Source organism: Treponema sp. UBA753 (genome assembly GCF_002297325.1).
In the GTDB taxonomy this organism is placed as follows: Bacteria; Spirochaetota; Spirochaetia; order Treponematales; family Treponemataceae; genus Treponema_D.
The window spans coordinates 1-12,229 of record NZ_DBKJ01000074.1 but is presented as its reverse complement, the minus strand read 5'-3'; the positions used below and the strand labels follow the sequence as shown (position 1 = coordinate 12,229).

The window sequence follows — 12,229 nt, the reverse complement described above, 5'->3', positions numbered from 1 at the left end:
ATTCCTGCCGTGCTCACGGAGAATCCCCTTGAGTTTTTCCTGCATCAGAATGAATTTTCCGTCTGGAATGTCCCTGTCGATAAACGGAAGAAAGACTGACGTTATCCTTGCGGCGAAGTCATCGTCTGTGAACTTCTGCGCATGGACAGTTTCCGTGCGGTTTGAGAGAGTCTCGATGTATCCTTTCTGCTGGAGTGTAGATATGTAGTTCATGGCTGCTCTCCAGTTTGTTTACAAAACTCGCCAGTCAGAAAACGCATAGGAAGCTTCATTTATAATTTCTTCTGGCAAGTCAAAATCAGAAAGGTTAAAATCTTTTGTATTTGAAAGTTTTTCCAGCAGTTTTCTTTTTATGATTTCTCCTGTTCTTTTTGATTCAATAAATGAATATATTGATATGATATATTTATATGGATAATTCTTATCTTCTATGCTTTTAATTTCTGCAAACGGAGCATAAGAAATACAAAACCGTTTTTCATATTCTTTTTCTATTTTGTTCATATTGCAAAATGCGGTTTTGTAGTCTTCACCGATTGGAAAGTAACAGCATTCTTTTTCAAGATTAAAAAATTCTATTTCCATGTACTTTCTTTTTGATATTAATTTTTTATCAGAAAATTCTTTTATGTTGTCAATATCAACAATTTTTCCCAAAATGTGCAGAAAGTAAATTGTCAAGGCTATAATCATAATCAAGAGGACTGTTCTTAATATTTCCTTTTCTGTTGCAAGGAAGAACAGTATTAAGACTGCCAAGGGAATTGCTGTTATTATGAGTCTTTTTATTTTTTCCAGTCTTTTCAATTTTTATTCTCCACTGTTTCAAGTTTTATATCTTCTGGCATATTCCAACATTCGTTTTCTTTATCAAGCACAAGCCTGTCCCCAATGTTGTACTTGTCGTAAATTTCTTTGGAAACTTTGTGATTTCTTTTTTGAATAATTTTATGGGAATAATTTCTGTTTCCGTTTTTGTCTATTTTGAATATTGAAATATTCCTGACAGTTTTTAGGTAGTAAAAAGTTTCCTCTGGAGATTCTGTAAAGTTGATATAACTGATACCACCTAGAATTGCAAAAGCCCCTTTTTCTGCTGGTTTTACTTTTGTATATTTGTTCTTGATGGTCATATAATTTGAATATACTGTTTCCGTCTTGTGTTCATTGCTAAGTAGAAAAAATATAAATGGACTCAAAATAAGCAATGAGATAAAGGCACATACAGCAATCAAAAAGGCAGTTTCCTTTTCATTTTTCTTCATTCGTTATTCTCCTTGTTATAAACTATTCGCTGTCTCTCTCTGTATTCTTTTCAATCGCATCAATGATTTTCTTTAAATCCTGCTCAATGTTTTCCTCGTGCCGTATTTTTGCTATGAAACAAAGGCAGGCATAGGATTCTTTTGGGGAAAGAATTGCTGAAAAACATGACTGCTGTGTCTCCTCTGATTTCTCCAGTGAAAAAGAGAAGTCTTTTGATTTGAGAATTTTCATTGCTTCTGCGGAGAATTTTTCATCTGAATAAAGACGGAATTCTGCGCAGCACGAGCTTTCAAAGGCTGTTCTGCATTTGCCGAAAATTTCTTTTTCAATTTTTGTCATTTTGGATTCTCCTTCCCTGAAAGTTCTTCAACGGTAAGAATTGTTGAATAGATTGTTATTCTTGTTGCTGTGCTGTATACGGCTGTAACGCTTTTCTTGTCTGTAGGCTCATCCACTTGCACGATTGTTGTTTCCGTGTTTCCTTTCCTGAAAGAGACAGTGTTTCTTTTTAGATAGTCATGGCTTTTATAGAGGCTGTTTCTGACATTCCATACTATGTATTCTTCCGAATCAGTTTTTATGATATATCTGCTGTCCCAGTCCGTCGCTTTGACTGTTTTGACGTTGTCGTAGTTTCCATATTGCACTGGCACTGAATCGCATGAGAAAAATGACATTGGAATTATAAAAAGCAGTAATGTTAGGGATTTATTTTTCATAGCTTGCAGCTCCTAATTTCTCGGATATGTTCAATTATTTGCAGCGCAATGCAGGCAAGAGTTACCAGAATAAAGGAAATTAACAGCAGTAGATTTTCTCCATTGGTGACCATAACTGAGATATTTAGAATTAGAAAAAGAACTGTAAGGGCAAGCTTTATGGCTGTAAAAATTGCGGTTCTTTTTGTTTTTTGGGTAGGGATTCTTTTTATTTCTTTCATTTTTGGCTGTTTCTCCTGATTCAAGCTATCTTTTCTGTTTTTCAAGTTCTTTGAGCACGGTTTTTCTTGTATTGAATTTCCATCTTTTTCATTCTGCATTCTCTCGATTTCCTCCAGGTCTATGCCGTTATTGTTTATGAGAATCTGGGGCATTTTTCGCTTCCTTCTTTTTTTACGCTTGGCTATTTCAGAAATAATGTCCGCAACCACAAATGCGTTGAATAAAAAAGAATATGCTATGAAACTTTCAGTATCTGCGCCTGTTATGTATAATCCGACAGCGATAACCGTAAGTATGATTGAAATGGTCAGTTTGATTGCTGCAAGAATCATTTTTTTCCTTTTCATTCCTTGTTCTCCTCAAACAGGTTCAGCTGTTCTTCTTTTTTTCTTGCCGCTCTCATCTCGGCTACAATATCTGCAAACTGTCCTGCGGTCATTTTGTTGTTGTATTCCTTGCATTGTCGCTCTGGCGGCATTTTTCCAGATAGAATTCTGTCAACTCATATCGTTCCTTGGCATCGACAAACATAACCTGGTAAACTGCCAGAAGAAATTCTTTTATTGAATTGAAGGCCTTTATCATTTGTTCTCTCCTTCTGAAATATCATTAGAGCCTGAAAGTTTTCTTATCTCATAGTCTGAAGCACGGATTATTGTTCCATCATCAGCAGTGAACTCTATTGAGCCGTCCGTTTTTGTCTTGAAGCCAGAAGTTTTGAATGATTTTTCATTAACGGTGATTTCATAACAGTTTTTTTCATCAGAAGATTTATCATGGGGTTTACATAACAACAAAAATGGACAAATTAGCACAGCAAAGGATATTCCTGCTATAAGAAAATCAAAAAATTGTTCAAAGAAAAATTCTTTGCTTCTATTGCATACAAAAACTACTATGATATAGTTTATAATCCATGATGCAGTTGCTATAAGAACCAAAATAATTAAAATTCTGATGATGGAATTTAAATCTGCCATGGTCGCTCATCTCCATCAAATACATCATCAAAATCAGAAATATCTGAGTCATCATTTTCTGAATCAGACTGTTCTTCTTCCTGATTCTGCTCGTCGTCCAGACTGAAAGCCCTGTAGATTCTTGCCGTGGAGAAATCTGCAAAATGGCTGTCATTGCGGATTTCCTCGGCAGATTTTCCGCTCTCAATTTCAGACAGAATGAAGTCGTAGATTTCATAAGCAAGCTCGCTGCCTTTTTTCAGCCCGGCTTCGTAAGCGGCTTTGCGTTCCCTTGTACGCTCGGAATCCTGTTCAGGAGAAAGCCTGTATGACGGACGCTCGATTCCGTCCGAATGGTTGAAGTTCAGTCCGGTGGGCGTTCCCTCGTTTGTGGAGAGAGATTCGGAAATGTCGTCGTCGGAAGATTTCTTCTTTGACGCCTTGCGTGATTTTTTCTCAGCTTTGATTTCCTTGCAGATGTCCTTTACTGTTGCTTCGCCTGATTCAATTCTTTCCAGCTGCTCATCAGTCGCCTCTTCGTCAACGGTTTCCTGCTCGACGATTTCGTTGTAAATCTGATTCGGGGAAGCCTCTCCGTTCTCGATTCTTTCAATCTGCTCGTCGCTCGCCATGTTGTTCACTTTGTTCGCGCGCTCGACTGTTTTTTCAGACACTCCAAGTTCTTTTCCTATAGCCTCGTTCTTGTTTCCCTCGATGCTCTGGATATAGTCGCTTCCCATAAGCTCCTGGATATTTTTCAAAAGGTCTATTCCGCTAAGGTTTCTTCTGTCGGTCTGCAGGTGGAGCGCATAGCGGTGAGCCTCATCGAAAGTCGCGAATGTATGCTTGAAGTACGGAATCATAGTTATTCCGGCCATTTTGCAGGCGGCGACTCTTGTGTATCCGTCTATCAGATAGTTGTGCTCAGTTCCACCATCGTCTTTTGTCACCCAGATATGGACAGGCTGGCTTGAGTCGAATTTGTTTTTCTCCATGTCTTTTGCAATGCGGTCGAGAAGAGCCTTGTCTATAGAGAACAGATTCTTGAATTTTTCATGCTCCTCGATTTTTTCGATAAGGATGTTCTCGGACAGTTTAAGTCCGTTGTTTGCGAACGGCAGATTTTTTCCTGCGGTTATTATGTTAAGCGTCTTTGCCATAGTTTTTATCACACTCCTTGTAGGAAGAGCCGGCACGTGCCGGTCAGAATATTTCTGCTTCAGCGCTGTTCTCTGCGAGCATATTCACAAGCTTGTTTATTTCCACGGCGAGTCTTCTTGTGCCGACAATCCTGCTTTTCGTGCTGACTTTCTCGTTTGTCTGAACATACTTGTCAGCGGCGGAAGTCTGCGGAATGTGGACATCGAGAATGTTCTGGAATTCGCTCTCGAACACTTCCACGAACTGGGACTGCGTTGATGTCGGAAAAACAGACATTCTTTCCTGCCAGTGAGAGTAAAGCAGAAACCATTTTTCGGCCTGCTGCGGACAGTCGTCGTAGATTTGACGCTGGAGAAATTTTGTTGTCGTAAGATTGAAGGATGTGAATTCTAGCGGAGTGAGGATTATGTCGGCTGCAATCAGCGCGTTTATGACGATGTTGTCATAATTCGGAGCGGTGTCAATCACGACATAGTCATAGCCGTTGTCCCGGAGAGTTTTCTGAAGCTCGTTGTAGCCGATTCCTCTAAGCTTGTGAATGTTCAGGTGGCTGGGAATGATGTCGATGTTCTCGACTCGTGATTGAACAGCGTAGTTCTTTATGCTGTTGTGGCTGAGGCTTTCAAAGACATTGCACCGCTCGATAGTCTCCGCTATGTTCTCGATTCCTGCCGTGAAGTACATTGTGCCGGAGTTGTTCGGGTCGAGGTCGAAATAAAGAACCTTGAATCCTCTTGCGGCGAGGTTTGTCGCCGTCAGAATTGAGTCGGTTGTCTTTCCGACTCCGCCTTTCATGCTTGAGTACGTTATTACCATATTATTTCCTTCCGTTGAAACTCTTTCGAAAGTTCAACTGTGTTCTGCCCGCCCATGAGGTTTTTTAGTTGCTCTTCCGAAAGAGAAAAAATTCTAGGCAAAAGCCTAAGCCCAAAACCGGGAGTTGAACCCGTAAATTCACCGGCTGAATGAAATGGGCAAAAAAAAACAAGAAAACAACCTGAATCTGCCTGAAAGAGGGTGTCTTCTTGTTCAAAATTGAGAAAAAAGATATAGAAGCAAGCAGATTCCAAGATAAAGCTGCGCTTCACATAGAAATGCTGCTTAAATATCTTGTTTCAACTTGATATTACAATCTACCAAGAAAAATGGAATTTTATTTGGAGTAAGTTTGGATGGAAAAAAAGAGTTTTGCGAAAAATCAAGAATAGGATTGAATTATGAAATTGTTTCAAAAAATATAAATAATATTGAAAACAAAGATTTTTTTGGTATTGCCGCAACTTACTCAGCGCAAAACCATGATTTTTTACAGATTTTTAAGTTACTTAATTCTTTTAGTCCTGAAGTTATAGGAATGAAGCCTGTTCGGTTAAATGCAAGAAACTGTAATTCTGTAAACAAGGATTCAATCGAAGCTATAAAAAAGTCCTATGATATCTTTATAAAATGGCTTTATAAACAACTTTGTTTTGGAAATAAAAAATATTTTTATACTTTTTATAAAAGCGAAGATTTTCTTGCAAAATTTTTAAAGACAACTTTGCATCCTGTCCGTATTTTTTACAGATGTTCTGCTGCCATAAATTCTTTTGCAGTTGATTCAAAAGAGAATATTCTGATTTGTCCTGCATTTGTTGAAAATAAAGAAGCAATACTGGGAAATCTTGATGAAGGTCTTTTTGAAGAAAAGAAAAAGATATTTGAAAATTTTTATGCAGATGAAATAATTTACTGCAAAAAATGCTGGGCAAGATATGTCTGTGGTGGAGAATGTTTTGCTGTAGGGTACGAAAACCATAAAATCTTTGAAAAGCCGGAAAAATCTATGTGCGAGCTAAAAAAATATCTTATTCAGCTTTCACTCTGGTTTTGGACAAACCTAAAATTTGAACATCTTGAAATATATAAAAGTTTTTTTTCACAATTATAAAAACTCGACTTGCTCATCAAATTAAAATTTACCGTGCAGAAATCGCTTAAAAAGGCGGAAACTTTGTACAAATCTCTTATGCAGCGATATTTTGCGTAGCAAGATTCGGCAAGCTGTTTGCTGCGGCGAATATTTTGGATGAATTATTCTATCAGTCGTAGTATAATAAGCTAACAGGAGCTTGCGATGTATATAAAAAACGGCATTTGTTATGCAGGAGAATTAGTTCCAGAAATTGAAGTTGCCTCTATAAAGATTCTTGATGACGGAATGATGCTAGTAGATTTTTCAACTGGAGAAACTCGGCTTTTTGATGTTACAAGTCTGCTTGATAAAGGTTCTGCCTTTGCGCCTCTTGCATCCGAAGAAAACCGCCGTACAGCAAAAGTAACGCATGGTTTTGTATCTTGGTTAGATGGTGAAATTGATATTGCACCAGAAACATTATATTTGGCATCGATGGAGAATTATTAGCTGGAAAATTACCTGCAAGACAATTAAAGATGGTAATAGGCTGGCTTGCACTACATGAAGAAGAAGCCTATGCCGCTTGGAATCTTGCAGTCAGCGGCGAACATTTTGAAAAAATTTCTCCGTTAAAATAAACATTCATTATAAGCTCAAATTAAGGAGCTTATAATGAAAAAGATATTGATTAATCAAATTCAGCTGGAAATGTCTGGTGTACTGAACAATGCTCAAAGACAGAAACTGTGTGAAGTCCTTGAGCATTGCTTTTTTAACGTGGATATCGTTGCTTTAGATTCTCAAACACTAAATCACGGTAAAGATAACGCAGCCTTGAAAGAAGAGTTTCTTTCGGCTAAGCAGATTGAAGGCTGTTCACTTCGTTCAATCAGTTATTATGGTTCAACGCTTGATAATCTGATTAAAAGCCTGCAGAAACCATTTAATCAGGTTGAAACTGAAGATTTGCGTGTATACTTAAGCGAGTATCAGAAGCAAAACAATGCATCAAAGCAGACAGTTGATAATATCCGGCGTATTCTTTCCAGCTTTTTTACCTGGCTTGAAGATGAAGATTACATTTTGAAAAGTCCAGTTAGACGAATCCACAAAATAAAAACAATAAAACAAGTTAAAGAAACATACTCCGATGAAGCATTAGAACGCCTTCGTGATAACTGTAAGTGCATTCGTGATTTAGCAATAATTGATATTCTTACATCTACAGGCATGCGTGTTGGAGAACTGGTAAAACTTAACAGAGTTGATGTCGATTTTGTAAACCGTGAATGTATTGTTCTTGGTAAAGGTTCCAAAGAAAGAATCGTATATTTTGATGCCAGAACAAAACTGCATTTGCAGAATTATTTGAATTCCAGAAAAGATGAAAATGAGGCTTTGTTTGTAGGTTTGCTTGAACCTCATAACAGGCTTGAAATTGCAGGAGTTGAAATAATGCTTCGTAAACTAGGACGCAGTTTGGAAATTAATAAAGTACATCCGCATAAGTTCAGGCGCACTCTTGCAACTCGTGCTATAGATAAAGGTATGCCGATTGAGCAGGTTCAGAAGCTTTTGGGGCATCAAAAAATAGATACTACGATGGAATACGCTATCGTAGACCAGCAAAATGTGAAAAATTCACACAAAAAGTATCTGAGTTAATACAAAATTTAAGCATTTCGACTAATCGCAAAATCAAAATTTGAAATAGCAAATACCCTAAAAAGGTTGTATAATAAAGGGATGTTATTTTAAAAGGAAAGCAGTTTATGTCAAACTTTGATTTCTTGGCTTACGATAAAAACTATTCAGCCTTTAGCCAGATGGCCATTCAGGCAGAACTTCAGTATAACAAGAATACTGTGTTTGCAGCTTTTGCTGCCCGTAAATCTTTGGAACAAGCTGTAAAATGGATGTATTCTGTAGACAGGGATTTACATCGCCCTTATGATGATTCCATTCAAGTTCTTGTGCATGAACCAACTTTTGTAAATGCAGTTCCTTACGATATTCAAACAGCTATGCAGACAGTCATAAAAGTTGGGAACAGCGGTGTTCACGATACTTATGCCGTAGATAAAAAATATGTTCTTCTTTCCTTAAAGGCACTCTTTAATGTTTTAAACTGGATTGACTACACATATGGAAAAGATTACGAGCAAAGGCACTTTGATGTAAATGCAATTCCTGCGAACAAGGTTGTAATTTCGGTTTCAAAAGCTACAAAGGCTAGCAGAGAAGAAATTCAAAAGTATAAAGACGAATTAGATAAAAAAGATAACACAATTGCAGAATTAATGAAGCAGCTTGAACAAGCTCAGGCGGCAATTCAAAATCGTAAAGAAAATCCAGCAAATAAATCAGAACTTAAGCTTGAAGACCTTAGCGAATTCCAAACTCGCAAGATGTTTATTGATGAAGATCTTAAAACTATCGGCTGGCGCATAGATGGAGTTAAAGTCGTTGAAGAATTTCCTGTAAACGACATGGAAAATATTCCGGGCAAAAAAGGGTTCATTGATTATGCCTTGTTTGGAAAAGATGGTTCTCCACTTGCTGTAATAGAAGCAAAGAAAACAACCAAAGATCCAAATATTGGTAAGCAGCAGGCGGTCTTGTACGCAGATTGCCTTGAACGAAAGTTTGGTCGCCGTCCGTTTATCTTTTATACCAATGGATTTGAAACCTTTTTCTGGGATGATTTGCAGTATGCGCCTAGAACTGTAAGCATGATTTTTAGCATGGATGATTTGCAGAAACTTATGGACCGTCGTGCGCTTAGACAAAATTTATCTGCTATAAAGATTAATGCAGATATTTCTGGACGCCCTTATCAGATGAAAGCAATACGTTCTGTTTGTTCAGAACTAGAAAAGAAGATTCGAAAATTCCTTCTTGTTATGGCAACAGGAACTGGAAAAACTCGCACTGCTATTTCTATTGTAGATGTATTAAGTCGTGGACACGCAATAACAAATGTCCTTTTTCTTGCAGACCGTATTCAATTAGTTGAGCAAGCGTATGAAGCTTTTAGAGATAACTGTCCAGAAACAACCATTTGCAATCTTTTAGATTCAAAAGACAAAGAACAGAACAAAGGGGCTAGAGTTGTCTTTAGTACATATCCTACAATTCTCAATGCCATTGATACAGAAAAAAATAAAGATGGAAACAGAACTTTTTCGCCTGCTCATTTTGATTTGATAATCATAGATGAAGCGCATCGTTCTATATTTAAAAAGTATAGAGCAATCTTTGAATACTTTGATGCTTATTTAGTAGGGCTTACAGCAACGCCTCGCCGCGATGTAGAAAAATCGACATTTGAATTCTTTGACCTTCAGAATAATGTTCCAACTGATGTTTATGAATACGAAACCGCAGTAAATGCAAACTACCTTGTTCCATATCATGCTATTGAAAAGACTTCAACTTTTATGGATGAAGGAATTAATCTGGATAATTTAACTGAGGAAGATTTAGAAAAAATCCGCCAAAAAGAAGAAGAAAGTGGAGAACCTTTTGAAGAAATTCCTCCTAAAGCGATTAATGAATATGTGTTCAACGAAAATACAACTCGCCAGGTTTTAGAAGATTTGATGTCTAAAGGAATAAAAACAGAAGGCGGCGACAAGCTTGGAAAGACTATTGTCTTTGCGTATAACAAAAATCATGCCCAGCATATTGTGGATACGTTTAATAAATATTGGCCTCAGTACAAGGGCAAGATGTGTCAGCGAATTGTTTGCGATGATTCAAAAGTAAAAGCGACAATCAAAGAGTTTAAGAAATCGGATTCTCAACTTCAAATAGCGGTTAGTGTCGATATGCTTGATACAGGCGTGGATATTCCAGAAGTTTTGAATCTTGTTTTTTATAAAAAAATTAGAAGCAAAATTAAGTTTTGGCAGATGATAGGTCGTGGCACTCGTCTTGCACCAAATTTAGTTTGTACTGATGAAACCGGCTCTTATATAGGCAAAAAGTATTTTTATATTTTTGACTATCTTAGAAACTTCGAATATTTCCGCGAGGAAAAAAATGGAATTGAAGGGGCGGCTGCAAAATCTCTTAGCGAAAGAATTTTTATTCATAAATGCGGAATTATTAAGCAGTTGCAGGATTCGGCTTGGGCAGACAAGAAATTTTTTGACTACAGAACACAACTTGTAAATGAGGTTCATGCGCAGATAGAAGCATTGAATACATCGCTCACACCGGTACATCTAGTGCAGAAACATGTTTTAAAATTTCAGAATATTAAGTCGTTTGACTGTTTATCTGATGAAGATTTGCTTAATCTGAATACTCATATAGCACCGCTTGTTTTTTATGATGAAACTGACCAATACGCAAAAGGTTTTGACAATTTTTGTTATGGAATTATGGAAGCAAGCACTGCGGGGTTGTCAATTAATCTGTACAGAGCAAAAATAAAAACGGTCGCAGAACAGCTTTTAAGAAAAACCACCATTAATGCAGTAAATGAACATCTTGTTTTGCTGCATAGACTTGCTATGAACGATTACTACGATGGTCTAACTGTTTTAGGCTTTGAAAAAATCAGAAAAGAAATTCGAAGTCTGGCGCAATTCGCTGTGGATAATATCAGAACTGAACCTATTTTTGTAAATTATGATGACAGTCTAGCAGATATTGATGTTCCTTTTGGAAGCGCAAATCCTTCTCCTGCAGACAATTTTGATGAATATAAGAAAAAAGTTGATTCATATCTTTCAGAACACATGAATGATCCGGCAATTAACAAGCTCAGAACAAATCAACGGCTTGCTCCAGAAGATTTTGCTAGGCTTAACCATATTTTTAAGGAAGAACTTGGAAATGAAGATATGTTCAACGAATTAAGCGAAGGTAAAGACATAGGATTTTTTATTCGACGAATAACAAAAATGGATCGAAATGCCATAAACGCAGTTTTTGCTGAGTTTATTAATGATACAAATATGAATAATATGCAGATTGAATTTGTTCAAAGATTAATAGATATAATTGTTGAGCAAGGTGAAATCAACATAGAAGCACTTATGAAAGGAAGAGCCCCTTTTGACAGACCTAAATTTTTTACATTATTCGGTGTTGAAGCTCAAAATAAAATCTTTGCCGCAATAAAAACCATTAATCAAAATGCCATATAATTGCTAGAAAGTTGGAATTGCGATTTGTTTAAAAAGAATAAATTATGATTGAATCAATTGAACTTTTTCAAGTAAATGATGAACTTCTTGATGAAATCACTGGTGGTTGCTGATTATTTAGACTGGCATGGTGAAGGTTGTATTATAAAAATGAAATTTTATCGGTTCTAAATAAAAAAAGGACTACCCTAAGATAGTCCTTTTACATCTCCCACGGGAATTGAACCCATGTTGTCGGGATGAAAACCCGATGTCCTAACCACTAGACGAGGGAGACATATATATAGTTTTATACACTTTTATTGAACTTTAGTCAATAGACCTGCAGCCGTGTTATAAAAAATCTGAAACTTTTTTTTGTTTGTGTTATATTAAAGTTATGAATCAGAATACAAATTTTTTCATAAAGATTAAAAACTGTAATATTGAAAATAAAAAAGGCATTGTGCTTTCAAATATTTCTTGGCAAATGGAAGCGAAGCAGGCTTGGCTTGTTGTTGGACCAAATGGCGGCGGCAAGGCAGATTTTATAAAGGCTCTTGCGGGGCAATTATCTGTTAATCCAGCTCCTTGCTCATTAAATGCTGATGCCAAATCAGAAAATTCTATTTATGCAAATGCGTTTGCAAATAGCGTGGAAGTTGTTTCTTTGGAGCGAGCGGCGGCTCTTATTCAGGAAGAACGCGAGCTAGATGAAAGTGAGTATGTTGAAGGCGGAGTTGATGTAGGTCGAACTGGAAGAATTTTTATAGGGGAAGCTCTTGTGGGTTCAATAAAAAAAGGCTCTGTTTTTCCTGAAATTGTAAAACGGATTGAAACTTTGCCGGAGATAAAACTTTGCGGCGT

General features: G+C 36.9%; 15 protein-coding genes, 1 tRNA gene and 1 pseudogene. 6 read left to right on the top strand and 11 right to left on the bottom strand.

The annotated features are described in order from the left end of the window. The 10 genes from B4C08_RS06365 to B4C08_RS06320 form a co-directional block, all read right to left on the bottom strand. The coding region (locus B4C08_RS06365; RefSeq protein ID WP_296664057.1) for a hypothetical protein at positions 1-213 on the bottom strand (213 nt) is incomplete at its 3' end. A gap of 18 nt (positions 214-231) precedes the next feature. After that, positions 232-807: a hypothetical protein gene (locus B4C08_RS06360; protein WP_296664056.1), complete on the bottom strand. Its 576-nt coding sequence runs from the start codon at positions 805-807 to the stop codon at positions 232-234. Continuing rightward, complete coding sequence (locus B4C08_RS06355) at positions 804-1,133, bottom strand: hypothetical protein (RefSeq protein WP_296664055.1); 330 nt, start codon at positions 1,131-1,133, stop codon at positions 804-806. The genes B4C08_RS06360 and B4C08_RS06355 overlap by 4 nt, the downstream gene beginning before the upstream one ends. A gap of 154 nt (positions 1,134-1,287) precedes the next feature. Further along, positions 1,288-1,605, bottom strand: coding sequence for a hypothetical protein (locus B4C08_RS06350; protein ID WP_296664054.1), 318 nt, complete (start codon positions 1,603-1,605; stop codon positions 1,288-1,290). Then, complete coding sequence (locus B4C08_RS06345) at positions 1,602-1,985, bottom strand: hypothetical protein (RefSeq protein WP_296664053.1); 384 nt, start codon at positions 1,983-1,985, stop codon at positions 1,602-1,604. Before B4C08_RS06345 ends, B4C08_RS06350 begins: the two co-directional genes overlap by 4 nt. Then, complete coding sequence (locus tag B4C08_RS06340) at positions 1,982-2,554, bottom strand: hypothetical protein (protein WP_296664052.1); 573 nt, start codon at positions 2,552-2,554, stop codon at positions 1,982-1,984. The genes B4C08_RS06345 and B4C08_RS06340 overlap by 4 nt, the downstream gene beginning before the upstream one ends. 88 nt (positions 2,555-2,642) lie before the next feature. After that, the gene (locus tag B4C08_RS06335) at positions 2,643-2,792 is read right to left on the bottom strand and encodes a hypothetical protein (protein WP_296664051.1); all 150 of its coding nucleotides are present in this window, start codon (positions 2,790-2,792) and stop codon (positions 2,643-2,645) included. Then, a complete protein-coding gene (locus B4C08_RS06330; RefSeq protein WP_296664050.1) occupies positions 2,789-3,187 on the bottom strand; it encodes a hypothetical protein in 399 nt (132 codons plus the stop codon). Before B4C08_RS06330 ends, B4C08_RS06335 begins: the two co-directional genes overlap by 4 nt. Then, entirely contained in the window at positions 3,175-4,326 is a 1,152-nt protein-coding gene (locus tag B4C08_RS06325) for a ParB/Srx family N-terminal domain-containing protein (protein ID WP_296664049.1), read from the bottom strand. The genes B4C08_RS06330 and B4C08_RS06325 overlap by 13 nt, the downstream gene beginning before the upstream one ends. A 43-nt stretch (positions 4,327-4,369) precedes the next feature. Beyond that, positions 4,370-5,143: a ParA family protein gene (locus tag B4C08_RS06320; protein WP_296664048.1), complete on the bottom strand. Its 774-nt coding sequence runs from the start codon at positions 5,141-5,143 to the stop codon at positions 4,370-4,372. 352 nt (positions 5,144-5,495) lie between these two features. Here B4C08_RS06320 and B4C08_RS06315 point away from each other — a divergent pair, with 352 nt between their 5' ends. The 5 genes from B4C08_RS06315 to B4C08_RS06295 all read left to right on the top strand — a co-directional run bounded on the left by B4C08_RS06315 (position 5,496) and on the right by B4C08_RS06295 (position 11,383). Then, positions 5,496-6,257, top strand: coding sequence for an SPASM domain-containing protein (locus tag B4C08_RS06315; RefSeq protein ID WP_296664047.1), 762 nt, complete (start codon positions 5,496-5,498; stop codon positions 6,255-6,257). Positions 6,258-6,443: 186 nt separating this feature from the next. Further along, entirely contained in the window at positions 6,444-6,731 is a 288-nt protein-coding gene (locus tag B4C08_RS06310) for a DUF2442 domain-containing protein (RefSeq protein WP_296664046.1), read from the top strand. Continuing rightward, positions 6,701-6,862, top strand: coding sequence for a DUF4160 domain-containing protein (locus B4C08_RS11230; protein WP_414717782.1), 162 nt, complete (start codon positions 6,701-6,703; stop codon positions 6,860-6,862). The genes B4C08_RS06310 and B4C08_RS11230 overlap by 31 nt, the downstream gene beginning before the upstream one ends. Positions 6,863-6,896: 34 nt before the next feature. Further along, entirely contained in the window at positions 6,897-7,889 is a 993-nt protein-coding gene (gene xerA, locus B4C08_RS06300; RefSeq protein ID WP_296664045.1) for a site-specific tyrosine recombinase/integron integrase, read from the top strand. A gap of 107 nt (positions 7,890-7,996) precedes the next feature. Next, on the top strand, positions 7,997-11,383 hold the full coding sequence (locus tag B4C08_RS06295) for a DEAD/DEAH box helicase family protein (RefSeq protein ID WP_296664044.1): 3,387 nt from the start codon (positions 7,997-7,999) through the stop codon (positions 11,381-11,383). A gap of 205 nt (positions 11,384-11,588) precedes the next feature. Here the strand turns inward: B4C08_RS06295 and B4C08_RS06290 are convergent. Continuing rightward, positions 11,589-11,660: transfer RNA gene (locus B4C08_RS06290), tRNA-Glu, on the bottom strand. Between the two features lie 102 nt (positions 11,661-11,762). Between B4C08_RS06290 and B4C08_RS06285 the strand changes: the two are divergent. Next, positions 11,763-12,229 (top strand): annotated as a pseudogene (locus B4C08_RS06285) (ABC transporter); the annotation flags it as partial.